Consider the following 25,931-nt stretch of genomic DNA (forward strand, 5'->3'; position numbering starts at 1 on the left):
GGAGATTTAAATGTTATTTTCAGTAATAATCCCTTTATATAATAAAGAAAAACATATTAAAGAAACCATATTGAGTGTCTTAAATCAAACAACTCAAGATTTTGAGATAATTGTGGTAGATGATGGCTCAACAGATCAAAGTATCTTAGAAATGGAAAAAGTAAGTTTTAATAACAGCAAAATAAAATTGATAAAGCAAGTGAATCAAGGAGTTTCTGCTGCGAGAAACGCTGGTCTTAGAGAGGCTAAAGGAGAATATATATCTTTTCTGGATGCGGACGATATCTGGGAAAGTAATTACCTTGAAGTGATAAATAAATTGATAATTTTATTTCCTAATTGCGATATTTTTACAACAGCTTACACAGTTCATTTAAATGAACACACTTCGAAATTATCAGCAGCGATTAGTTATAAGGATACCGATGATGAAAATTATGTGAGTGATTATTGGATGACCATTAACAATAAGTATGAATTTGTTTGGACTTCTGCTACTACAATAAGAAAAAAAACATTGGATGATATTGGGTTTTTCAATGAAAATGAGACAATCGGTGAAGATTTAGACTTTTTTGCTCGTATTGCTTTGAACAATTCTAATATAGCCCATTCAATTTTACCTTGTGTAAAATATAATCGATATGCAGAAAACAATGCTAGAACATCTGGGAAAGTCGCTTTTCCAAAAGCCTACTTGGAAATTTTGAGAAATGAAATGAATAATTTTAACAGAAGTTCTTTGCAAAGACTCAATATCAGACTTAAATATGACAAAAAAATTATAGCCTATACGTATACTTTGATTTTAGCAGGCCAACGTAAAAAAGCTCGTGAAGTTCTAAATGATTGGCATCCTCAAAATGTGTCATTTAAAGTTATGCTAGTATTAGCCTCCGCTTTACCTAACTTCATCATCAAATTTGTATATGGCATCAGGCTAAAAGCTTTTTAATAACAACGATTTTGAAATTTTTTAAATTCAGAAGGGGATTAGATTAATGAAAGATATTTTGATAGTTGATACTCCGTTTGTGGGTTATCCTTCCAATAATCGCAGTAACTATATTCCGGAAATGCTAATTAAAGAAGGATATGATGTAGAGAAAGTATCCTCAAATTTCAATCATTTTACAAAAGAGTTGGCTGTACAAGACGATTATCTCAATAGTAAATTTAAAATAACTCTAATTCCAACTATCCCTTATAAAAAAAATCTTTCATTGAACAGATACCTAAGCCAAAAGAAATTCGCTAAAAATTTGGAGAAATATTTAAATGAGAGAGAAAAACCAGATTTAATCTATAATTTTATACCTTCTCTTGACGTTGGACAGGTAGTTGCAAAATATGCTAAAAAGAACGACATTAAATACGTAATTGACGTTAGGGATTTGTGGCCAGAGGCTTTTAAAATGGTTATTAAAAATCAAATGATTTCAACTGTTTTATTCTATCCAATGACTAGAAAAGCCAACAGAGTTTACAATGCTGCTGATGGAATCATTGCAGTTTCTGATACTTATAGAGAAAGAGCGCTATCTTCGAGAAAAAATAGTACGATTTCTAAAACGGTTTATCTAGGTACTAACTTAGATTTCTTTAATTTTAAAACTAGAATGAACAACCTTCTCACTAAACAAACAAATCAGATCAATTTAGTATACACTGGGACTTTGGGTCACAGTTATAATTTACCTTTAATTTTTGAGGCGATGAAAATATTAAAAGAAGAGGAAGCTTATGATATTAAACTAACTGTTATAGGAAATGGACCACTAGAATCTCATTTTAAAAATGAAGCAAAAAAATATGAATTAAATGTGAATTTCACTGGAAGAATTTCTTATGAAGAAGTCGTATCATATTTGCAATTAAGTGACATAGCAGTAAATCCAATCGTCCCTAAAGCGGCACAGAGTATTATCAATAAACATGCAGATTATGCTGCGGCCGGCTTACCAGTTCTTAATACTCAAAATTCAAAAGAATATCGAGATTTAATTGAATTAAATCAAATAGGAATGAATACTTCAAGTAACCCTCAGGATGTAGCGGAAAAACTAAAATTCCTCATTGAAAATAAAGAACTAAGACATCAAATGTCAATTAATCATAGGAATCTAGCTGAAGAAATATTTGATAGAGCGAAAACTTATAATGTAATAGTGGACATGATTCAAAGATTGCTGATGAAATAAGTGAATGCTATTTAAAAAATGACAGAGGTGTAGATTTGAATATTCAAGTGTTACTCTCAACAATGCACCAATCAAAAATAGATTGGCTAGACAAATTTAATTTACAAACAAATGCTATTATTATTAATCAATGTGATAAGAATGAATATATAAAGATTGATAAAAATTTTAAGGAAGTTGAAGTTTATTCTTACAACGAACTTGGAGTTGGTAAAAGTAGAAACAGTGCTCTTATAAGATCTAATGCTGACATATGTCTAATGGCAGATGACGATATGAGATATGTTGATGGATATGAAAAAATAGTCCTTGATGCTTTTAGAAATAATCCTTACGCAGATGTGATTCTATTTAACGTCGCCATCGAAGATGCAGAAGGAAATATCAATTTGAAAGTAAAAAAGAATTCCAAGGTTAAGTTTTATAATTATTTAAAATATGGAACTGTTAATATTGCATTTCGCCGTGAAGTTATCATAAAAAACAATATATTCTTTTCACTTTTATTTGGAGGTGGGGCAAGGTATGGCTCAGGAGAAGATACATTATTCTTAACTGAATGTATAAAAAAAGGACTAACAATATATTCTAACAAAGAAATTATAGCGGAAATTAAATATCGTCCTTCTTCGTGGTTTAAAGGATATAGCGAAAAGTATTATTATGACAAAGGTGCTTTGTTTGCTGCGATTAACCGAAGGTTTTCATATTTATTGATGCTTCAGTATTTAATTAGAAAAAAGAAAAACATAGGTGGAAATATTTCGTTTGTCGAAGCCATGACTTTTATGATAAATGGAATTAAAGATTTTAATAATAAATAGAGCTAGGAGTGGTGATAAAAAAAATGAAAGTTACAATTGTGGGAACAGGATATGTTGGGTTGTCTTTAGCAACATTATTATCTAGTAACAATGATGTGATAGCATTAGATATTGATTCGTTTAAAGTTGAAAGTATAAACAAACGCAAGTCACCAATTTTAGATGAGGATATTGAATATCAATTTAAAAACATGAAATTAAATTTAACCGCTACAACTGAAAGTTATTTAGCTTATAAGAGTGCAGATTTTGTTATCATTGCAACACCAACAGACTATGATACTAAATTAAACTATTTTAATACAAGTTCAGTAGAGACTGTTATAAATAATATAAACGAGATTAACAATAAAACCTGTGTAATTATTAAATCCACAGTTCCAGTAGGCTTCACTGAAAGAATGAGGAAAAAACACCCAAACATGGATATTATTTTTTCCCCTGAATTCTTACGTGAGGGAAGAGCATTGTACGATAACCTTCATCCATCTAGAATTGTAATTGGTGATAATACAGACAACGCAAGAATATTTGCTAACTTATTAACTGAAGCTGCAACTAAAGTAGAAATTCCTGTACTATTTACTCAACCTACTGAGGCAGAAGCTATTAAATTGTTCTCAAATACTTATTTAGCAATGAGAGTTGCATTTTTTAATGAACTTGATACTTATGCAGAAATGTGTAATTTGAATGCAGAGCAGATAATAGAAGGCGTATCTTTAGATCCTAGGATTGGAAACCATTATAATAATCCTTCGTTTGGGTATGGTGGTTATTGCTTACCAAAAGACACAAAACAACTGAAAGCAAATTATGTGGATATACCTAATAACATTATAAGTTCTATAGTAGAAGCAAATAAAACTCGAAAAGAGTTTATTACAAAAACAATACTAGATAAAAATCCAAAATCAGTCGGGGTATATCGTTTAACTATGAAATCAAACTCCGATAACTTTAGATATTCCTCGATTCAAGGAGTTATGAAAAGAATTAAATCAAAAGGTATTGAAGTAATTGTTTTTGAACCTGGAATAAATGAATCTGAATTTGAAGGATACAAAATCATTAATGATATACAAAAATTCAAAGAAAAATCAGATATAATCATTACGAACCGTATGAGTAGTGATCTTGAAGATGTCAAAGATAAACTATATACAAGAGATATCTACAGAAGAGACTAAGGGACTAAGTTACAAGGAGAATGAAATGACAAAACCAACGCGTTTGCAAGCAACATATAAAAATGCGAAGTTTGGATTAATTAGTCAAATAATTTTATATTCAACTCAATTCATTTCAAGAACTATATTCATACAAACGCTTGGCGTAATATATTTGGGGATTAACGGTCTTTTTACAAACATATTAACTATACTGTCATTAGCAGAACTTGGATTGGGTTCTGCTATTACATTTAGTTTATATAAACCTTTAGCAGATAACGACAAAATTAAAATTTCAGGATTGATGAACCTTTTTAGAAAAGCATACCTTGTAATTGGAATAATAGTTTTAATTATAGGTTTAAGTCTTATTCCCTTTTTAAATATTTTCTTTGAAGAAAAACCTGATGTTGAAAATTTAGAAATTATATTTCTACTTTTTTTAATTAATACAGTTTCTACTTATCTACTAAGTTATAAACGCTCAATAATCATTGCTGATCAAAAAAATTATATCATCATTGTGATACACACATTTTTTACGCTATTTATGAGTGTTCTTCAAATCATGATTTTAATAGTTTTTGAAAGTTTCATTATATATCTATGTGTTCAAATTATAGCTACGATAAGTATTAATCTGTTTATATCTCAAAAAGCAGATAAAATGTATCCGTACTTAAAAAAATCTCAACATATTATTTTAGAGACTACATTTAAAGCTGAAATATTTAGAAAAATTAGAGCAATGTCTTATCATCAAATTGGTCAAGTGCTTGTCATTGGTACAGATAATTTGTTGATTTCGATGTTTATAGGTATTAATTTTGTAGGAATTTACTCGAATTATTTGATGATAATTGGAGTTATCAGCGCTTTAACTAATCAACTACTTAATTCAGTTGCTGCTAGTATAGGAAATGCTACTGCTTCTGAAAGTATAGAAAAAAATTCAGACATTTTTCAAAAACTGTTTTTTGGTACGTTCATAATTTTTAGTTTTTGTAGTGTAAGTTTGTTTACGTTACTCAATCCTTTTATAGAAATGTGGTTAGGAAAAGAATATCTTCTTTCAAATGCTCTAGTAATATTGATCATTGTGAATTTTTATTTGTCTAGCATGCGTAGAAGTGTATTGTCATATAGAAATGCTTTAGGGCTTTATTATCAGGATAGGTATAAACCATTAGTTGAAGTAGTGATCAATCTAGTATCTTCATATATTTTCATTCAATTTTATGGTTTAGCGGGTGTGTTTTTAGGAACAATTCTTTCTACACTTGCAACTAGTGTGTGGATAGAACCCTATATTTTATACAAATATTATTTTAAAAAAAATCTTCTTAATTATGCTAAGAGCTATATTCAATACATTTTAATTACAATAATAATAACTATATTCGCATTTTATTCTACTTCATTAATATTTAATGGAACATGGATTACATTAGTATTTTCATTTATTAGCGTATTTGCAACGTACTTCATATTTATTTTATTTTTCTTTAAAGGAAACAAAAACTATATTTACTACCGTAAGTTATTTTTAAAGAAAATTAAAAAAATATAGATCATTAATCAAAAAGGAGATTTATTTAAATTGACAAAAAAAAAAATTATAATAGTTAACAATAATTTAAATATAGGTGGGGTTCAAAAAGCATTACTAAGTCTATTAAAAGAAATTGAGAATGAATATGACATAACCTTATATTTATTTAATAACTTTAATAAAGTACAGAATCATTTAATCCCTAAAAGTGTAAAAGTTATAGAAGCGAAATCGTTTCTAAAGGTCTTGGGTGAAGCTCAAAGTAATATAAACAAAGAAAGTAAATACTTAGCTTTCTTTCGCGCTATCATGGTAGGTTGGACGAAAGTATTTGGAAATAAAATCCCTTTTAAAATTCTGTTCTTTCCAGAAAAACGCTTAAAAAATTTTGACATAGCTATTTCATATCTGCATGTTACTAATAACAAATCATTTTATGGTGGGTGCGTTGAATTCGTATTAGAGAAAATTGAAGCTACGAAAAAAATAGGATTTATTCATTGTGATTTTTTAAATTATGGTGGAAATACTTCTGAAAATAGAAAGCTATATTGTAAATTAGACGGTGTAGCTACAGTATCAGAAAGTTGCAAAAAAAGCTTTCTTCAGGCTATTCCTTCACTCAATGATAGAGTTTACAAAGTTGAAAACTTTCATGACTATAACTCAATACAAGAATTAGCCTCAAATAATCCGTTTGAATACGAAAAAAGTATATTTAACATTGTAACAATCTCTCGGTTAAGTTCTGAAAAAGGTTTGATAAGAACTTTGTTTGTTATAAAAAAAATAATTGAGGATGGACATTTGATTATGTGGAATATCGTGGGAGATGGATCTTTAAAAGAAGAAATAATTGAAATAATTAATAATTATAATTTGAAAGATTACATTAAAATATACGGTGACACTATAAATCCATATAGGTATCTTCCTAACGCCGATTTGTTTTTACTACCATCTTTACATGAAGCTGCTCCACTTGTCATCAGTGAGGCGATGAGTTTAGGAGTTCCAGTGTTAGCAACAGAAACACTTTCAGCTCGTGAAATAATTGCCGAATATAAACAAGGATTTATATGTGAAAACTCTGAAGAAGGTATCTACACAAAATTAAAATGGTTAGTTGATAATCCTGAATATTTAAATAAATCGCGTATATACCTTAAAGAAAATTCACAAAACAATCGTAATGCACGTGAAGATATTAAAAGACTTTTGATAGATTTTGCTTAAAGGAAGTGAGCAAGTATGAAAAAACTAGTTTCAATTATAGTTCCAGTATATAATTCAGAAAATTTTTTGTTTGAAAATATAAGTAGTATTTTAAATCAGACTTATTATAATATTGAAGTTCTATTAATTAACGATGGTTCTTCTGACCGCAGTCTAAGTATATGTAAGGAATTAGCTCAAAAAGATCAAAGGATATTTGTAATCAACCAAGAAAATAAAGGTGTATCAGCGGCTAGAAACAAAGGTTTAGAAATAGCCCAAGGACATTACATACTATTTGTAGATTCTGATGATATTTTAGAAAAAAATATGATTATGGGATTATTAAGAGGTTTTGAAAATAATATTGATTTAGTCATATGTGGATATAATGTTCAGCATTTATCTAAAGAAAAAAAAGTTAAGAACGAAAAAATAATTTTCGAAAGAAAGATAGTTAGTGTTGAAGACATCTCTCGAAATTACTGGGAATATTTCCGTAAAGGTGCAATAAATCCTCTTTGGAATAAATTATTCAAATCATCTATTATAAAGAACGAAGGATTAAAATTTCCCGAAAATATCAAAATGGGTGAAGATGGATATTTTGTAGTGAATTATTTAAAATCATGCCAGAACATAATGTTTACGAATGATATTTATTATAATTATATGGTTTATCCTTATCAAAGTTCTCAAAAAATATTTCCTGATTATTATGAAATGATGAGAATTAATTTCGGAATGATTGAGTCTTTTTTAAATCAGTATAATGGATTAGATAATGAACAGAATTTCAAATATCATCAAAATGAACTTTTCAAGGTCCTGAAACATTCTATAGTTTCTATTGAAAAGAGTAAACAAATTGATAAAAAACATAATATAAAATATATATTGAATGAGAACGAAGTTACTCGAAAAATCAGCTATCAGAATATTTCAAGTAAAAGAAATAAACTATTTTTATTTTTTTTCAAAAGAAAAAATACTTTGATTATTCGAATCTTAATTTCTGTGGAGAATTTAATCTTCTTATGGAGGAAAAAATGGAAAAAGTGAGTGTGATTATACCGATTTTTAATGCTGAAAATATACTTTCAAAATGTCTTACTAGTTTAGTACACCAAACCTATAAGAATATTGAATTTATATGTGTTAATGACGCTTCTAAAGATCAAAGTATTGAAATTATTAAACAATATGCTGCAAAGGATAATCGTTTTATTATTATTGATAAAATAGTTAATGAAGGGGTCTCTAGTGCAAGAAATTGTGGAATTAAGATTTCTTCAGGGAAATATATTATGTTCGTGGATTCTGATGATTATCTAGAAAAAACCTACATTGAAAATATGGTAGAAGAAATGGAGGAAAAAAATTCAGATATAGTGGTTTCTGGATACCAAAGAATACAAAAAAACGCTTCAAGCTTTATTAAGTTAAATAATTCAAACTATAAAAGCTTAGCCGAAGCTGTATTATATCTAATGAGAAGTAATGTTTTTGGATACACTTGGAATAAAATCATCAAACGTAAAGTTTTAATAGATAATGAAATTTTTTTTGATGAAAGTACAAGTCTTTTTGAAGATCAACTATTCTATATGGAGTACATTAAAAACATAAAGAGAATAAATACATCTGCTGCAATCGGTTATAATTATGTGATTAACGATAATTCTTTATCTAATTCTTATAGAACTTCAAGGCTCACGCTAATGAATCAAATGATGACTTCTTTAGAACGATTTATGGAAAAAATTAATATGGATGAGAAAAGCAAAAATGAAATATTATATGACTATTCTTACAAAAGCTTGCATGAGTGTATAAGACAATTAGCATTAAACAAGAATGCAACGGAGATGAAAAAAGAGATAAAAAAATGGAAAGAAAAATATATAATTAATTATTTTATTAATAATTATAAAAAAATGGGAAGAGAACGTAAAAGTCAGATTTTATATTTTTTATTAAAAAGTAGAAATGAATGGTTGTTAGTTTTGTTCTATAAAACATTTGTATTTATTAGGAGGTAAAATGCTAGCACTATTAATATTATTTTTTATCTTTATACTTTTTTTTATTGTTATACCAAAAAGAGTTCTGGGAATATATTTTTTGATATTTACTATTCTTTTATCTTTAATAAGTTTTTTCATAAAACCTTTTGAAACAATGGATTTATTTAGACATTTTATAATTCTTGAAAGTCTTAGATCAGGAGGATGGGATGCATTAATTAATTTCGATTTATTCGAATCCCTACCTTTATTCGGATACTATTTTTATGTCATCAGCCTTCTACCTTATAACGGTTTTTTACCTGCAATTACAACATTTTTAGTCTATACATCGTCTTTTAGTATTCACATTAAGACATTTCGTGAATTAAAATCACCAAAAATTGTAATTTTTCTAGGGGTATTATTATTTATCACTACTTTTAATTACTTAGCTATGGTGAGCGGGATTAGAAACATGTTGGCCTTCGCCATTTTTGCATACGTACTTTACTATGATTTAGTATATAAAAAGAACGCTTTTTACAGTTGGATATTTTATATTTTATTATGCTTTCTACATTCTAGTGTGATTATATTAGTACTCTTGAGAATATTGTTGGTGTTTTATAATAAAATGTCTTCGAAAATAATAATTCCTGTTCTTTTAGGATGGTCTTTTTCTTTAGAATTCATTTTAAAAATAGTAGCGAATTTAACATATATTGATTTCTTTAATCTTCTTTATATGCAAATACTAGGCTATAGTGCAGTAGATTATTATTCTTTACTTCCAATTATAAACAAGGTGCTTATTATATCTTTGATTTTCATAATGTCTTTATTTAATATATATAACTTCGAACATATCCCAAAAGGCTTTAAAAAAATACAAACCTATATTTTAATTGTGCTATGTTTTACGTTAGGATCCGTATTGAATTATAATATTTTCATTAGATTTTCCGATTTCTTATCTATTCTTTCACCAATCGTAATTATGTTAACAGCAGAAGTAATTAGAAGTATTTCTCATGCTAATTACGACCTAATGTCTAGTAAGAATAATAATAAAGTTAGCATCTACTTTAACCTCATTAAATTAATGATTCTATCAATTTCTGTCTATTCATTTATATACTTATTGATGTTCCAGTATAGATATGTAATTTTATCCAGTAATTTTTATTTTACTACAATATAAAATGTCAATAAAAGTTTAAAACTGGTTGTCCTCGTTTTTTGATAATCCTCATCTTAGGGAGTTGGCTATCTAAAAAGATCAAAGGGATTTCTTATATTGAACGAGGTTTTTCGAAACTGGAAATATTCGATGTGAATCGTCGCGATGGAAGGTAGAAGGTATCAGTTCATTTGCCATGGAAATAGGTCATGTGCATCCTGTCCTCAATGCAATTCTTTTAACATCGTATCCACAGCGGTACGTCAGGACGTTGAAGGATGACTACGTGTTCGGGATGGATGTAAAACTACGGATTCAGGCGAGGGCACTGAAAAACTTCAAATGATTTTGAACAGAGGAGCGTCGTCCCGTGAGGAATGGCGCTCCTCTGTTTTCATCGCCCTTCAGCCGCCCTATCCGGCACGCCGCTTTCCTGGGGCGGGCGTCGAGCCGCATCTCGACGTCGTCGTTGCTGGGTCTCGCCTTGCCCGCTGATTCCCCGGGAGTCGGCGTGCCCTCGGGCGGTGGCTGCACGCCTCCTGCATTCCGGACTATACTGGCAGTAACCAACCAACTTGGAGGCGTGTAGACGTCAAGTTGATTTTGACACTTTTTGCTCGTTTGCCTTTTACACTTCTGCCGAAAATAATGATTTTCGGTTCCTCATCCGATGACTGTCGTCATCACTATGTATGATTTCGACGCGATGAAGTAAGCGGTCCAATGTCGCAGTCGTGATGCCCTGGTCTCCGATCAATTCGCCCCATTGGTCGGGGCTTTTGTTCGAGGTCAGGATGATCGAGCTGCGCTCATAAAGGTGGTTGACGAGATGGAAGAAGAGATTGGCTTCTCGTTGGTCCATCGCCATGTACATAAGGTCATCGATGATGACCAGGTCCGAATCTCGCAACCTTTTTAACTGGATCTTGTGTAGTGCAAAATAGGAGTGGTTCTTATGTGTAGTGCAAAATAGGAGTGGTTCTTACGCAATGTTGGTGAGGTAGTGATGCCGACATTATGGGAATAAAATCAAAAAGGATTGATTCCTGTCAACAGCGGTTTAAAATTGGTTCTTCCTCACTTTTGATGAAACGCTTCATTCCTGTGGTTATTTAGACATCGATTCATATTTCAGTATAATAACGAGCCTCAAGTGATATTCAATACTTTGATGCGCAACAGTTCCAATCCTGCCCGACCATACATTTGGCGTTTGGTCGTCTTGAGTCGGTTGACCTGCCCCTCGACAATGCCGTTCGACCAGGGCAGCGTCATCCCGAGCCGGATGGCGTCGATGTCCCCTCGTATATAGATTGCGAAAGAAGATAGCGAGGCTTCGTTCATCCGTTCCGCCTGTTCACACCACCATAAGATATCCTGTTTGGACGTCACTTCGTTGAAAAGGTTCTTGAACGAACGGACGAGGTCGTTCAACACCTTCAAGAAAGGATGGATGTCCAGTATCTTTATGAGAAGTGGTTTGTTAGAAGGTTCGTCCTCCCAGAGGACTTTCTGGATGATTCGTCGATTGATGTTTATCTCATGCGGGACTGCTTTTTTCAATCTTGCCACATAAGGTCGAAACGTACTGATTCCACGGGGATATCCTTTCCGTTTCAACGTCCGGTACATCCATTCGGTCGTCCTACCTTGACGGATCCATCTGACGTTGTCTGCCTTGTAGATGTCTGCGCTGTGTCGTCGATGTGACCGACTGATTCTTGGTGGCTCTGTCATCTGTAGGTATCTACGGCACGTCTTTGGATCGATATGGTGACGTCTGATCAACTCGGAGATCGGAACGCCCTGTCTTGCATCCTGTTGTACTGCGAGAACAAGCGTCCATTTTCTTCTTTCAGCGTCTGTCAGTTCACGTTCGGTGATAAGACCGTCCGGTTCGAGAAGGATTTTTTCGCTAGATGGAAGACGTCGCTTCAAGATGTCCTCCATTTTCTTTCCTAAGTTATGAAACAAGTGCCATCGGTCACTCACCTGTTGAATCGTCTCATCGGCCAAACGGATGGCCTCCCGAAACTCCATGGACCCGTCTCGTGCCACCACCTGTATGGTGAGATGCGAACGGATCCAAGCACAGACGGTTTTGACATCCCGAGAGGGAAGTAAGGCGATTGGGCGTCGTGTCTCTAGATCACAGATGATTGTCCCGTACTTTTTTCGTTTTCTCCAGGCCCAGTCATCAATACCGACCACGCGGGGGGCAGCCACCTTCCGATTATGTTGTGAGCGTTTCAACAGTCGGAGTAGCGTACTATCGCTGATATTGTTCAAGATACGTTCCAGCCCGATCGCACTCATCCCACTCAAGAGCCTCAGCAGCCCACGTTCTAAACGGATTGTTCTGCGGGAGTGTGGTCGACACAGGGAGGGAAATCTCTCCGTAAAGATGCTTGAGGGACAGCTTGGTTCGTCGCAGAAGAAACGTCTTGCCTGAATCCGTAGTTGCACATCGAATCCGAACACATGCTCATCGTGCAATGTCCTGATGTATCGGCTGTGGACACGATGTGAGCTTTTAGTGCAATGGGGACAGGGTGCACACGACTGTTTTCCATGACAAATGAACTGAAACGCTTCATCACAACGGTTCACCTCGACCACTTCTAGTTCTGGAAGAAACTCGTTTAACATGATCGATCCCTTCAATCCTTTTAGTAAACTAATTCCCGAAGATTACCTTCATCAAAAGTGAGGAAGAACCATTTTAACAGCGTTGATTACATGGCGGACGCAAGAACGTCGGACAGAACCAAGTGGAGAGCCATTTCTTCAACATCGAGCTGTGCAAGCAGTGCCCCTTGCGCGAAGGGTGTTACAAGGACGGGGCCAAATCGAAGTCCTATAGCGTGTCATTGAAATCGAGGGAGCACAGCGAACAGTTCGAATACGAGCAGACCGATGACTTCAAGGATCATCGTCGGAAGCGTTTCGCGATCGAGCCGAAGAACAGTCAACTGAAGAACCCCCAAGGTCTGGCGCGCAACAAGACGCCAGACCTGAAAGGCATGACCTTACAGAGCGTGATGGCGATCGTCGCGGTCAATCTGAAGCGAATCATCACCCTCCGGAAAGAAGAAACAGATTAAAGGCAAGGAAAAAAGGCGATCGTCCCGACACAAGTTGGGCCAATCGCCTTTTTCACGTTCTCACGCTCGGATAGAGCTGGGGTTTTTCAGTGCCCTCATTCAGGCAAGGCGTTTTTTTCTGCAGCGACCCATCCTGTCTCTAAAGCATTTTCACGAAGAGGTTTCTTGACCTGTGTCGATCACACTCCCGTAGAATGTCTAGTTTTGAACTTAGGTTGCTGAGGCTATTGCATGGGTTGAGCGTGGTCGAGTTAGAGTATATCTTGAACAATATCAGCGCTAATACGGTGCTCCGAGTGTTGAAACGCTCAGAACAACATCGAATCATGCCTGACTCTCGCATGATTGGTATCAATGACTGGGATTGGAAAAACAAAAAAATATGAGACGAGCATCTGCGATTTGAGAACAGGCCGTTCGATTGAACTGCTGCCGTCGCGAGATACGGGGACCGTGTTGGAATGGCGCAACAATAAGACGCCGATTCATTTTGGTGTCTCGAGGCGGCTTCTTGCCTTATGTAGGGGTAGCCAGTCTGGCATCCCATCCTGTCATAGACGTCCTCAATCGTTTTCATCTGGTCCAGAACCTTAGGAATTTGTATGAAACGGCGGTCATCAGCCATAATTCAAACGGTATCAAGTTCAATCAGAAGTTCGAAGATTTCTTGATCTATTTTAGTAGATTTTTTGATGGGCTATTCCGACATTCTTCCTCAATAAAGCGTAAGAGGCTTTAACGCACGATCATTACCAGGCCGACCGCGCTCGGTCGTCCGGATTCATTCCCTACAGTAAGAGCAGCTCGTCATGTTGGCGAACCAGTTGTTCGAGCATTGGGACCAGTATGAAGAAGTGGATATTATCCCGTATACAGGGGACTCAACCCCGGACCGCATCTTCCATTCATACGCCGATGTCCATCACAAAGGAAAGCAAGTCGAAGGATGAAGACATTGTAAAAGGTGGCGACCTCAATCGTCCCTCCATCTTGAAAGATGGGACGACACGATTACACGATTGGGTGAGTGGGTGCGTCATGGTCATCTAACTTCTTCATTGAAGAGACGCCGATGACGTTCGGGGAGCGGCAGAAGCTTAGCACCATCTGTCTCGAAGCACAATCGTTTTAGGATGCAGCAAATCATTCAAACATCGCTACATCAATTGAACTGAAATAGGGGAAAGTTGTATCGCTCACGGACGATGTATCGATTTGGGGTGGAATAACGAAAAAAGCAGAACAAAGCTTGGCTTGAACGTGGCCAACTTCTTTTCTGCTTTTTAGTTCACTTGATTTACATTTTGTTTTCAAGATTTTGATATTATATGTTTACGACTTGCATCGTATTTTGGACTAATGGCACGTTAAAAGTTTCCATAATGAAGATTATTATTTGGGTCTTGGTCAGGGATATCTTTTAGTCGTTTAGCAGGTATGCCAGCATAAACGCCGTTCGAAATACAATCTTTTGTAACCACCGAGTTTGCACCGATTATCACGTTATCCCCAATAAATATTGGCCCAACTATTTTAGCTCCCGCTCCGACAAAAACATTTTTACCGATGATTGGGTGTCCGAATTCCCTGCCGTCTTGAACTCTCATCTTTCCATGGTTTCCTCCGATTGTCACTTGTTGCATGATTACAGAGTTTTCACCAATTGCTGAATTAGGGTGTATGACCAGACCTAAACCGTTATGCCCTAACTTTGTAGTTGGGTGAATTTCGGAAGTGGGTGGAATATCGCACGAAAAAAGAATTCTATTACATATCGTTATGAGGTTAGGAATTACAGGTATTCTTCTCATGTGTAATTTCCTTGCGAATAAATAGCTTTTCATAATTGCGTTCATATGGTAACCTCCGGTATTTTACCTAAAAATACCATGAAAAAGCATATGAGTCGACCCTTATAATCAAACTATAGAAATTTTAATTCAGAGCAACCAAACTGTGGAGTCACAAATCCGCTCCACATAACATTTTTTTCGGTACTCCCGCAATACTTACTTGTCACACGCGTCGTCACTAATCCTTTAAATTGTGACAATCCCGGCACTAACTGCGGAGATGAACTACCTTCACTGTTTTAATATAAGGTGTTGATGATATTTTTTGGAAAGTTAGTGAACGATTTCGCGTTACCAAATGGAGTTCCCCTGATTTTGACTGGGTGGTATTCGTGTATCGTGAAACTTGTTGACAAGTCTTTCGTGTGCGGACTGGGTTGAAGCACCAAATTCAGATTTTATCGCCGTTGTATTATCGTCACTCTTTGGTAAATAGGATTGCAATGCTGGTACATTTCACTGGCCGTTATCATTCCCTCGACATGAAGTCACAATCATGATCATTGGCGCATGTAAACGCCTTTGAATACTTCGACGTCGTCACCGAGACCTGGCCCCGAAAAATCTCAAGATTGGAATCATTAAGCATCAACGAGGCAATTCACAGGTGAATGAAGCATACCGCGAGCTGGCTGACCATTATCGGACGGTCGTCGTACCCAGTCGTTTCCGTAAACCGAAAGACAAATCGAGCGTCGAAGGCGCGGTCGGCTTCCTTTAGCTCAGTCTCCGCATTAGGTGGCTCACAAGTCCGTATTAGTGGCTCCCTGTCTCCACAATACTCATCAACGAATCGATGGTTAGAAATTGAGTTTATTCAAAGGTCGTGTCGCTCCTGCAGTGATTTTTTGCCAGCCGCATCTTCCTGTTACCAAATAGAGAGGATGACGTTATGATGTTCCTAATATAGTTGTCCGAATATAGTTGTCCGAGCGAGTTTAGAATGAATTTTTGTGCGACAGACTTTGAGTTATGGAATGGTCGATGCATCTCACGGTTAGATACAAACCGTGACGCTTGATGGTACATAAGATGTTAGAAGCGTTAAAACATTATGTCTGGAATCAATCTTCACTGAACATGCGTGAGGGCCAAAAAAGGGACAGGAATAGTTGGAATCAATCACTCCTGTCCAAATTCTCTCGTTTACTGTTCTTTGTTCAATCCTTCAATCAACTTCCGACTCCGCTCTCTTGACACGTGAAGATAGCGCTCGGTCGTATTGATTGACTTGTGTCCGAGCAAGTCGGCTACGCCAAGAATGTCTTGGCTCTGATTGTACAATGTTGTCGCAAAGCTATGCCGCAACATATGGCTCGTCAGCTTCACGCCGAACTGTTCTTGCGCGATTTTCTTCAAGTCAATGTTCACAAAGCCGGGCTGGACGATGCGTCCGGTCGGCATCAAGAAAATGCGATTCGAATCTCCGACGTTCGGTCGATGCGTGGCGATATACTTCTTTAATTCCGTCGTAAGTCGAGGTGTCATCGGGACATGACGTGTCTTGTCGCCTTTTCCTTTTCGGACCGTCAACAACCGCTCTTCGAAATTGATGTGGTCGAGCTCCAAATTCAGAATCTCACTGATTCGTAATCCGGCATCCCCTCCTACGAGATAAATCGTATAGAGCGTGTAATTGCGGGCGTGATACAGCACCGTGTTCATTTGTTCGCGTGTAATGATTGTTGGTGGTTCACTGACACCTTCCCGCGTGACAATTCGACTGAACGGATTATGATTCATCCAATGCTGATCGATAGCGAACGTGAACAGCCCACGGATGCGCATAATATAGGATTTGACCGTATTGTCGGCCATCCCGCTGAGGTGTTTTTTGTATGGGATGGCATGGTTCGTCTCGTCGATCTCTTGGATGTACACTGCACCGTGCTCGGCCGCATAGCGGGCGAAGCGCAATAACGAATTGCGCGTGCTTTTCAGCGTCGTTTCGGGCGCTTCCTTTCGTTCTCTCAAGTCCGTTAAGTACAAGTCGATGGCATCATTCAGTAACACGTGTTTCATGTCATTCACTCCTTCAAGTTGATTGCCTCTTTCAGTTCTCGTTGGACGTCGGCCTTATATGCCCGCAAACGACTCGGCGAATAAGACAGCGTCTGTTCGGTCCCATCAATCAAGTGGCAGAGGAGTTCGAAATGGCGGGGAGACAGTAACAACCGTTGTTCGTCGAGCCAGTCGAAGAGATTGCGTTCGGACGTCATGCACTGTTCCGGAATCCGTTCGGCTGCGACCTCGTGCTTCAAATGTCTGGCGTTCTTTTGTTGGTGATTCAGAATGGCACCCCGGATCCGCTGGAAGCAATATGTCTTTGACAGCGTGCAACCGCGATTCAACGCTTCCCATAGGGCGATTCGTGCGATTTGGGCGCAGTCTTCCTGTTCGTTCGGGTGAATCGATAGGTGGCGGATGACATAGTGAATCATCGGTTCCCATTCATAGATTTGATCATCAATGTGATTCATGTGGTGATTCTTTTCCGAGCGCTCTGTTGATTTTCCTAGGTTAATTCGAGTATAGTCATCGATATCCGAGATGGACTAGCGCCCTTATCGCACGTAAGCCTAGGGCTTAATTGAAATATCGGCTTACAATAACGAATGGAGTCGAAAGGCAAGCGTACAGCAACAACCAATCGTCGAATATCGATGAATATCCGACGAATATGAAATAGAAGGACTCAGGTAAGAGATTTCCCATGTAAGGTTCTTTGGTTCCATCAGCCGATCTTCTGGATTGATTGAAGGACACAGTCTGTACGAAGGGCACTCTCCAGCAACTATATAAGTGGGCCTGTAGAACGCGCTAATGGATTCGTTTCTTAGCAGCGATGTCGACAAAGTGGAGTACGGAGCGACGTCTACGGGAATGAGAGGGTAAACGAAGCGAAGTAGGTGAGTCAGTTGAGAGAAGCAACGATTGAGAACAAGAACGGCATGCGGCTGTCGGCCATTTCGTATGGGTGTGCCATGACCGAATTGACTGCACCGGACCGTGACGGCAACATGGACTCCGTCATCTTGAAGTACGGCAGTCCCGAGCAATATCTTGAGAACCCGGTCTATCTCGGTTCCGTCGTCGGACGGATTGCCGGACGGATCCGTAACGCGGAGATTGATGGCGTGGCCTTGACCCCAAGCGAGGCCCCGCATCATATCCACGGTGGAGACGACGGCATCACGTTCCGGCATTGGGACATGGACGCCGAAGGACAGGCGATCACGTTTACTTATCTAAGTCCGGATGGGGAAGAAGGCTATCCCGGCAACGTTACGTTCAAGGTGTTGTATGAGTTGACGGACGATAACGAGCTCGTAGTCACGATGACGGCTGCGACGGACAAACGGACGTGGGTCAACTTGAACCATCATAACTATTTCAATCTCGGCGGACGGCCGACAATCCATGATCACGTGCTGACACTGCCATCGGATCACGTCGCACGGCTCGATGACGAGTCGTTGCCGACGGGCGAATTACTTGAAGTGGAATCGACACCGTTCGATTTTCGGGACGGGAAGCGAGTCGGGGAGGCAATTACGTCAGAGGACGAGGCGATTGCGAAAGCTGGTGGCCTTGATCATCCGTTCATCTTGAAGGACGGGGTGACGCGATTGCACGACCCGGTGAGCGGACGCGTCATGGACGTCGAGACGAACCAACCGGTCATGGTCGTCTATACGGCCAACTTCCTCAGTGAAGAGACGCCGGTGACGCTCGAGGGGCGGCAGAAGCATAGCGCCATCTGTTTAGAAGCTCAAGCACTGCCGGATGCACCGAACCATCCAGACATCGCCACATCGATTGAACTGAAACCGGGGGAGTTATATCACTCGCGGACGGTGTATCGGTTTGGTGTAGATTGATAAGCCTCTATACAAAAAGGAGTTGGAAGATTATATTCTTCCAGCTCCTTTTTGATTCGATTGCTGATTCCGACTTTATTTAATCCCCGAATTCGTGACGCCTTTGACGAAATATTTATTCGCCCAAAGGAAAATCAGAAGAGCCGGGACGGTCGCGACAACGGTCGAAGCCATCATGGCGGCCGGATTGACGAAGTTCGACCCTTGGACGAGCGTTGCGACACCGAGCGTGAGTGTCTTCATCTCATCACTGTTCGTCACGAGCGATGGCCAGAGGAAATCATTATAGATGGCGAGGAATGTGACGACACCGAGTGTTGTGACGACGGGCTTGATGGACGGGAAGATGACTTTCGTCAGTACTTGCCACTGGGTCGCACCATCAAGATAGGCGGCTTCCTCGAGCTCTTGTGGAAATGAGCGTAAGAAGTTGTATATAAGGAACACGCCGAGTGTTCCTGCTGAATATGGCAAGATGAGCGGGTAATACGTATCGAGTAAGTTCACGCTTTTAAATAGATAAAACGCCGGGAACAACGTCACGATTCCGGGTACGGTCAACGCGATGATGACAATGGCCAAAATGATTTTTTTACCGGGAATGTTGAGCCGCGCGAGCGCATAGGCGGCGAGGACATCGACGAAGATGACAATCACCGTTCCCATGAGCGTGACGACTGCGGTATTGATCGTCCATTGCACCATGTTGGAGTCCGCCGAGGCAGAGAAGATGGTCTGATAGTGCTCGAGTGTCCATTCGTTCGGGAAGAGACCGGCGCTCGAGAGTGATTCACTGAGTGTCTTGAACGAGGTAAACACCATCCAGATGAGCGGGAATATGAACAATACGGCAAGGATGGACGTGAACGTCACGAGTAAAACCGATTTCATTCGTTTCTTCTTCATGTGACTTTCCGCTCCTTTTTCTCAATCGTCGTGGCTGGCCGTGAGCTGACATTTGTCGGTCCGACATTGGTGGCACGGGTGAACCGTTTCTTCTCGGACTTTCCACTTTCCGTTTCTTCTTTGTTGTTTCGGTATGACATCCAATATTGGAGGCCTGTGATGACCATCATGATGAGTCCCATCAAAAGCGCCATGGCGGAACCGACGCCGAGTTGGTTGTTTCCGAACACGGTCGCATGAATGCCCATAATCAAGGAACTCGTCGATTGACTTGGTCCACCGCGTGTGATGAGAAGGGACTGTCCGTATAAGTTGAAGGAGGCGATGACAGTCGTAATCATGACAAAAATCGAGATATTTCGAATGTCGGGTAACGTGATGTAGCGGAACTTGTTCCACGAGGAAGCCCCATCTAAATCAGCTGCCTCGTACAAGTTCGGATCGACTTCATCGAGCGCGTTGACAAACAACAGCATGTTAAATCCGATCGTCCACCAGACGGTCGCGATGACGATGACGAACCAAGCGTACGGTTGATCACCGGTCCAGTTGATCGGTGACGAAATCATACCGGTATTTAACAATAAGTTGTTAATGAACCCACCGTTGGCGCCGAACAACCAAAGATAGAGCGCTGAGACGGCGGTGACAGAAATGGCATAAGACAAGAAAAAGACGGTCCGGAAAAATGTTTTCAACCGCTTCGGCAAGTTATCGATTAATAGGGCCAAGCCGAGGCTGATCAAGATGAGCGGTGGCACGCTCAAGACGATAAACATTAACGTGTTCTTTAAAGAATTCATGAACACGTTGTTATAGAGCGTGTCCGGCGTGAGAATATCGACATAGTTCTTTAATCCGATGAACCCGTTATTGCCCACGGACAAACGAAAATCATGCAAACTGATCCAGATGCCGTAAAGTAACGGGGTCAGCCAAAAGATGAGAAAACTGAGGAGAAATGGAATCACGAACAAAAAGCCAATCCATTTGGTTCGTTTCGTCATATACATCGCACGTCCTCCTTCCAAAACGATCAGTGTAGGAGCCCCCACACTGATCGAAATGTCATCTTTACTGTTGGGTATCGGCGACTTGTTTCGCTGCTTTCGTCGCTTTTTCAAGTTCGGCCATCAAATCCTCTTTCGTGAGATTTGCTTCACCTGTCAATTTCGTGAAGACGACCTCGTTCATATAACGCATTTGCTCGTCAAATTGATACACACGAGGAGCTGGTTCATATATTTCTAATTGCTCCTGGTTTTGATTGGCGAGCGCATATTTTTCAGGGTCTTCTGAAATCAATTCAAGAGTGGCGACATGTGTCGGTGTTTGACCGGACTCGGCCCAGTTCGCTAAATTCTCAGGGGTGTACATGAATTTCAAGAACTCGGCAATCCCGTCTTTTGTTTCTTGGTCATCGACAGCGGCGGCTACGGCGATCGTATGAGCGTTCCCGGTCGTCGCTTCTTGTTCAAACAAGGTCGGCATTTTGCCGATGCCAAGCGCATCGCCGTATTTCTCTTTCACGGCTTGATAATACCAAGGACCGGTGAAGGTGACCGCGGTCTGTTTCGAACTGTCCTCGGCCGACTTCATGAACGCTTGGAACTCACCGTCAAGGCCGAGCTTCTCAGGCGAGGTCTTGTCTTCAAACACCATCGCGTGATACTGCATCAACGCGTCCGCATATGTGCTATCAGTGAAATTCAAATAGCCTTCCTTAGCCAAATCGATACCGTTTTGAGCGGCAGCGACCGTGAAGTAGAATGTCGTCAATCCGGTCGATGGAAGACCAAATGCATACAAGTTCGAATCTTCAGCTTGAAGCGATTCTCCGAGTTGCTTCAACTGTTCATAATCGGTCGGTGCTTCTTTGACCATGTCCTTGTTGTAGAACATCGTCAGTGGGTGAATGTCGAGTGGGACACCAAACATCTTGTCGTCGACTGAACCGGATTGGACACCCGCCTCGTTGAAGTCGCTCTCCGAAATCTCGGCCGCCTCCATGAACGGTCCGACGTCTTGAATCAATTGATCTTTTTGATACGTATCCAGGTTCGTTTCATGCATGACGACCAAATCGTAATCCCCGGACTTAAATTTCGTGTAATGCTCTTTTTCTTGGGACTGGACGACTTGATATGTGTCTTGACTGGAGTTAAAGTCATCGACGATTTTTGTCATGTAGTCGCCGTCACCACCAGTGAATCCATTGATGAATTTGATTTCTGTTTTTCCACTGTCTCCCGAATCGTTCGGGGTACAACCGGACATCGCGAACGTCAATAATCCAGCAGACATGAGCATGGCATATTTTCGATTTAACATTTCGTCCTCCTTTAAGTAAGCGCTTACAAATGACGACGCTGACGTTTAATCCACCACTGATTTGTATCAAATGGTTTTTTATGTCTAAACTTTTTTTAACACACTTATCGCACATCAATTAAAGAATTCCCTAAGTTGTCACATTCATAAACAAAATTGAAGAAATATTTATTAACCGAAGCATAAGTGCTGATAAAATTCGCCTCTCCTTACATAAAAATCATGGAAGGTGAGGCGATTGGAAATGGTGAATTGGCTATTCTTAAAGTTCTACTGGCGATTCGTTGTAAATGTTACTTAGGACTTCGGTTATCGTATCACTGAACGAGCGGAACGATGGGGCGTCGATGAGTGATGTCATTGCCTCTTTCACGATTATTGCGCTCGTCCAATCGGACACATCGGTCGTCTCAGTGTAGATGCGAGTGAATTTTTTGCCTTCTTGTTTCCCGGACTTCCAAAACGAGATGTTCTTCGCTTCGAATGCCTCGAGGAGCGGGAGACGTTCGGTGTAGTCAATCGGTCCAACTTCCACATAGAGTTTGAGACGCTTGCTGCCTTTCCGTTCGAACCAAATGATCAGTCCATAGTTGAGCCAATAGCGATTCAACCGGTCCATCTGTTCTAAGTGAGGCAACCAATCGTTCATGACGAAGTTCGGGACGCGAGTATGAGCGGAGTATGTCGTAATCGCCTGTTCATTTACAAACTCGAGAAACGCTTGATGGACGATATTGCCGCCGGTCTTGAAGATGTAGTCGATTGTTTGTCGCTTGCGGTTGTAGATGAGCAGGAGATGTCGTCTCGTCTCTGCATCGAACGTCTCGAGTGTTTTGACCGCTTGCCGCAACTCTATTTGTTTATGCTTCGCCGGATTGGCGTTCGCATACAGTAGATGAATCGCGGAGGCGTAGTCTTGATACAGCTCGAGCGCCGTGTTCATCGTATCCTCGTCATCGACGAGACGTTCCTCGAGGAGCGCGATATAATACGTCAGAAAATCGTAAATGTTGTCGGCGATTGTCGCCCGGTTCAATTCGAGTTCTTGCGTGATCATCAAACGGACGTCCTCGTAGTCGAGGAACCAGTAGTCGTCGTGGGACGGGGCATCACTCGAGAGCGTCAAATAGACCGGCAAGATGTTCCGGTTCGGGAATGTCTCATGGACGTGGTCAAAGTAATGACTGAGTTGGCCTGCTGACTCGCTCGAATGAAATTTGTTTTCGATGAGAAGCATCAAGTTCAGTGATGGAATATCAATCAACAAGTCGATGGCGCCATTGCCGGTCCACCACTCGCGATGGACCGTGACGTCCGAGAGTGGGGCGTGCAGGAATGGGAGATAGTCGATGCCAACGATTTTTTCTTCATTCTCCGGCTTCGTGATCAAGTTCATCAACACTTTCCGTAAAAAGAAGCTGCCAAGCCGGTGGTTCTCGTTCGGGTCGAACAGCCAGGCGAGAACGTTCGAGTGACGAATCTCGTATTGATCGACGCGGAGCACTTTGAGCGGATTGAATTGGTGGAACTGCTGATGAAGACGGTTGAATTCGGTCGAGTTTTCGAGTTGTAAGATGGTGTCGAGTGAGTAGGGCATAGGGACCTCCTAAAAATCGTTGATAAGATTAGTAAACTATAAATGGAATAGGAGCGCTGTATAAATATTAAACAGGGTCAGAAATTGTGTCAGGGTGTTGTGGGGAAAACAGTTAGAATTTTGACAAGGGGGTGATAACAAGAAAAGAAGAAGGTGTTGTCGAATAGATGTCGAACGATTCATGTGTGATAGCTGAGATATCATCTACCTTTTTTAAACAAATAAAGAGTATTTAAAGTTCATCTTTTGTAACATCTAGAACGAGAGATGCTAAATAATAAATGCTTCGTTAGGAAGCGTACGAACACGGAGGAATTGAAGTGGATAAAACTTTTGAATATAACGAGGAAACAATTGAACAAGAATTTGACCAAAACTATGAAGAACAACTTAAACAAACGAATGATCAATTAGAAAATGATATTTTAATTGCACTTGTCGGGGATGTAAACTGTGGGAAATCGTCTACAATCAACAAGTTAATGGACGGTGAATTTGTATCGACTGGAGCAAAACCAGGCGAGACAGTAGAAATTAAAGAAATTCAGTACACTGATAAAATTGTATTCGTTGATACTCCTGGACTTGATGATATTAATAAAGAAAACTCACAAGTGACGCTCGATTATTATAAAAAGTCAGATGTCATCTTATTCTTCACGAATGCTGCAGGTACGGTACTGTCTGAGAATGAATTAAAAAATTTAAAAGAAATTGAAAAAACGAACAAAAATATCATCATCGTCTTAAATAAAATTGACGCGGCTGAAGACATCGGTGGCCTTGTTCAATACATTCAACAAGCGACAAACTATAAGTATCCCGTCACTCCAATTTCATCGCGCACAGGTGAAAACATTGGTATGTTACAACGAGAGCTCTTAAAAATTTTAGAGGAGAAACAAAAAGATATCTTAATGGCTCGCGAGTTAAAGGATAAGTCGACAACGGCGAATCGTTGGATCAACAGCGCTGGAGTTGCTTCGGCAGCAATCGGTGCATCACCTATTCCTGGATCAGATATCATTCCACTGACGGGGATTCAAGTAGGATTGATCATCAAACTATCTATGCTTTACAACAAGCCAGTCTCGAAAGAAAGTGCGAAAGAATTGTTGCTTGCGACAATCATTGGGAATGCCGGTAAAACAGCATTTCGTCAATTGGTAAAACTAGTACCAGGAGCAGGATGGGCAGTCGGAGCTGGTGTGGCTAGTGCTGCGACTATCGCTTTAGGATACGCTGTGAAATACTTACACGAACATGACATTGAATTATCAGCCGAACAATTGAAATTTGTATACAGTATGTTTTTAGAAAAAGAAAAAAGTAAATGATCATCCTACACCAAATGAGCCGCCCCGATAAATTCGGAGTGGCTCATTAATATGTTTCAGAATGAATAGAGTTAATTCGTAGCCCGACTTTTTTCGGACATCGCCTCTTCAAATCGTGCCGTAATCTGTTGCGGCCGTGTGATGGCACCGCCGACGACGACAGCGTGTGTGCCGAGGTCCATGCAGCGTTTCGCCATCTCGGGCGTCAAGATATTGCCTTCGGCGACGACCGGTTGCGTGACGTGGTCGAGCACGTTCTTCAAGAATTTGAAGTCGTCGTGGAAGAGGAGCGAACCGTTCGTCTCGGCCGTATAGCCGTGGAGCGTCGTCGAGATGTAGTCGAAGCCGAGTCGATCCGCCTCGATACAATCCTCGAGCGTCGCACAGTCGGCCATCAACAGTTGATTCGGATAAATCAAACGGATGGTGTGGACGAGCTCTTGGAGCGTCATGTTGCCGGGACGCGGGCGATGGGTCGCATCGAGGGCGATGACGTCGACGCCAACCTCGATTAATTCTTCGACTTCCTTCATCGTCGCCGTGATGAACACGTCGCTGTCCTCATAGTCGCATTTGACGATCCCGATGATTGGGACGTTCACTTGTTGTTTGATTTCACGGATATCTTTCGCCGAGTTGGCCCGGATGCCTTTCGCGCCGCCTTGGACGGCCGCGATGGCCATCCGACCCATAATGAAATCGCTATGGAGCGGCTCATTCTCGAGTGCCTGACACGAGACGATCAATCCGGTTGGTAAATCGGTCATGT

General features: G+C 39.6%; 20 protein-coding genes and 2 pseudogenes. 12 read left to right on the top strand and 10 right to left on the bottom strand.

The window, feature by feature from the left end; translation table 11 throughout:
• The first annotated feature begins 10 nt into the window (after positions 1-10).
• From KNP83_RS02050 to KNP83_RS02085, 8 genes are read left to right on the top strand one after another with little or no spacing between them, the layout of a single operon-like run.
• Complete coding sequence (locus tag KNP83_RS02050; protein WP_214759986.1) at positions 11-955, top strand: glycosyltransferase family 2 protein; 945 nt, start codon at positions 11-13, stop codon at positions 953-955.
• 46 nt (positions 956-1,001) lie between these two features.
• The gene (locus KNP83_RS02055) at positions 1,002-2,201 is read left to right on the top strand and encodes a glycosyltransferase family 4 protein (protein ID WP_214759995.1); all 1,200 of its coding nucleotides are present in this window, start codon (positions 1,002-1,004) and stop codon (positions 2,199-2,201) included.
• A 35-nt stretch (positions 2,202-2,236) separates the two neighbouring features.
• Entirely contained in the window at positions 2,237-3,025 is a 789-nt protein-coding gene (locus KNP83_RS02060) for a glycosyltransferase family A protein (RefSeq protein ID WP_214759997.1), read from the top strand.
• A gap of 23 nt (positions 3,026-3,048) precedes the next feature.
• Positions 3,049-4,215, top strand: a complete 1,167-nt coding sequence (locus KNP83_RS02065; RefSeq protein ID WP_214759999.1) for a nucleotide sugar dehydrogenase — start codon at positions 3,049-3,051, stop codon at positions 4,213-4,215.
• Between the two features lie 25 nt (positions 4,216-4,240).
• Positions 4,241-5,767, top strand: coding sequence for a lipopolysaccharide biosynthesis protein (locus KNP83_RS02070; RefSeq protein ID WP_214760002.1), 1,527 nt, complete (start codon positions 4,241-4,243; stop codon positions 5,765-5,767).
• Positions 5,768-5,797: 30 nt separating this feature from the next.
• Positions 5,798-6,985 (top strand): glycosyltransferase, encoded by a 1,188-nt coding sequence (locus KNP83_RS02075; RefSeq protein ID WP_214760005.1) that lies wholly within the window; start codon positions 5,798-5,800, stop codon positions 6,983-6,985.
• 15 nt (positions 6,986-7,000) lie between these two features.
• Positions 7,001-8,026 carry a glycosyltransferase family 2 protein gene (locus tag KNP83_RS02080; protein ID WP_214760008.1) on the top strand — a complete coding sequence of 342 codons (1,026 nt, stop codon included), beginning with the start codon at positions 7,001-7,003 and terminating at the stop codon, positions 8,024-8,026.
• On the top strand, positions 8,014-9,006 hold the full coding sequence (locus tag KNP83_RS02085) for a glycosyltransferase family 2 protein (protein WP_214760021.1): 993 nt from the start codon (positions 8,014-8,016) through the stop codon (positions 9,004-9,006). The genes KNP83_RS02080 and KNP83_RS02085 overlap by 13 nt, the downstream gene beginning before the upstream one ends.
• Before the next feature lie 1,775 nt (positions 9,007-10,781).
• Here the strand turns inward: KNP83_RS02085 and KNP83_RS02095 are convergent.
• Together KNP83_RS02095 and KNP83_RS02100 are read right to left on the bottom strand one after the other, a co-directional pair.
• Positions 10,782-11,081: pseudogene (locus KNP83_RS02095) on the bottom strand (ATP-binding protein); the annotation flags it as partial.
• 221 nt (positions 11,082-11,302) lie between these two features.
• Positions 11,303-12,802, bottom strand: a complete 1,500-nt coding sequence (locus KNP83_RS02100) for an ISL3 family transposase (RefSeq protein ID WP_214760026.1) — start codon at positions 12,800-12,802, stop codon at positions 11,303-11,305.
• 119 nt (positions 12,803-12,921) lie between these two features.
• On the opposite strand from KNP83_RS02100, the pseudogene KNP83_RS02105 reads away from it, so the two are divergent.
• Positions 12,922-13,257, top strand: a pseudogene (locus tag KNP83_RS02105) (transposase); the annotation flags it as partial.
• An 809-nt stretch (positions 13,258-14,066) separates the two neighbouring features.
• The gene (locus KNP83_RS02110; protein WP_214760030.1) at positions 14,067-14,207 is read left to right on the top strand and encodes a hypothetical protein; all 141 of its coding nucleotides are present in this window, start codon (positions 14,067-14,069) and stop codon (positions 14,205-14,207) included.
• A 417-nt stretch (positions 14,208-14,624) separates the two neighbouring features.
• On the opposite strand, the gene KNP83_RS02115 is transcribed toward KNP83_RS02110, so the two are convergent.
• The 3 genes from KNP83_RS02115 to KNP83_RS02125 all read right to left on the bottom strand — a co-directional run bounded on the left by KNP83_RS02115 (position 14,625) and on the right by KNP83_RS02125 (position 17,590).
• Entirely contained in the window at positions 14,625-15,113 is a 489-nt protein-coding gene (locus KNP83_RS02115; protein ID WP_214760039.1) for a serine O-acetyltransferase, read from the bottom strand.
• A 1,143-nt stretch (positions 15,114-16,256) separates the two neighbouring features.
• Positions 16,257-17,132, bottom strand: a complete 876-nt coding sequence (locus KNP83_RS02120) for a tyrosine-type recombinase/integrase (protein ID WP_214760042.1) — start codon at positions 17,130-17,132, stop codon at positions 16,257-16,259.
• 5 nt (positions 17,133-17,137) lie between these two features.
• Positions 17,138-17,590, bottom strand: coding sequence for a sigma factor (locus KNP83_RS02125; RefSeq protein WP_214760045.1), 453 nt, complete (start codon positions 17,588-17,590; stop codon positions 17,138-17,140).
• A gap of 429 nt (positions 17,591-18,019) precedes the next feature.
• On the opposite strand from KNP83_RS02125, the gene KNP83_RS02130 reads away from it, so the two are divergent.
• Entirely contained in the window at positions 18,020-18,991 is a 972-nt protein-coding gene (locus tag KNP83_RS02130; RefSeq protein ID WP_353048507.1) for an aldose epimerase family protein, read from the top strand.
• A 75-nt stretch (positions 18,992-19,066) separates the two neighbouring features.
• On the opposite strand, the gene KNP83_RS02135 is transcribed toward KNP83_RS02130, so the two are convergent.
• The 4 genes from KNP83_RS02135 to KNP83_RS02150 all read right to left on the bottom strand — a co-directional run bounded on the left by KNP83_RS02135 (position 19,067) and on the right by KNP83_RS02150 (position 23,825).
• The gene (locus KNP83_RS02135; protein WP_214760048.1) at positions 19,067-19,897 is read right to left on the bottom strand and encodes a carbohydrate ABC transporter permease; all 831 of its coding nucleotides are present in this window, start codon (positions 19,895-19,897) and stop codon (positions 19,067-19,069) included.
• Positions 19,894-20,910, bottom strand: a complete 1,017-nt coding sequence (locus KNP83_RS02140) for a carbohydrate ABC transporter permease (protein ID WP_214760055.1) — start codon at positions 20,908-20,910, stop codon at positions 19,894-19,896. The genes KNP83_RS02135 and KNP83_RS02140 overlap by 4 nt, the downstream gene beginning before the upstream one ends.
• A gap of 61 nt (positions 20,911-20,971) precedes the next feature.
• Positions 20,972-22,228 (bottom strand): type 2 periplasmic-binding domain-containing protein, encoded by a 1,257-nt coding sequence (locus KNP83_RS02145; protein WP_214760058.1) that lies wholly within the window; start codon positions 22,226-22,228, stop codon positions 20,972-20,974.
• 262 nt (positions 22,229-22,490) lie between these two features.
• Positions 22,491-23,825 carry a PDDEXK-like family protein gene (locus KNP83_RS02150; protein WP_214760066.1) on the bottom strand — a complete coding sequence of 445 codons (1,335 nt, stop codon included), beginning with the start codon at positions 23,823-23,825 and terminating at the stop codon, positions 22,491-22,493.
• A 320-nt stretch (positions 23,826-24,145) separates the two neighbouring features.
• Here KNP83_RS02150 and KNP83_RS02155 point away from each other — a divergent pair, with 320 nt between their 5' ends.
• The gene (locus KNP83_RS02155) at positions 24,146-25,162 is read left to right on the top strand and encodes a GTPase (protein WP_214760068.1); all 1,017 of its coding nucleotides are present in this window, start codon (positions 24,146-24,148) and stop codon (positions 25,160-25,162) included.
• 71 nt (positions 25,163-25,233) lie between these two features.
• Here the strand turns inward: KNP83_RS02155 and KNP83_RS02160 are convergent, their stop codons facing one another.
• Positions 25,234-25,929, bottom strand: a complete 696-nt coding sequence (locus KNP83_RS02160) for an N-acetylmannosamine-6-phosphate 2-epimerase (RefSeq protein ID WP_214760070.1) — start codon at positions 25,927-25,929, stop codon at positions 25,234-25,236.
• Positions 25,930-25,931: the final 2 nt, after the last annotated feature.

The sequence above is a fragment of the Exiguobacterium sp. s146 genome (assembly GCF_018618415.1).
Taxonomy (GTDB): domain Bacteria; phylum Bacillota; class Bacilli; order Exiguobacteriales; family Exiguobacteriaceae; genus Exiguobacterium.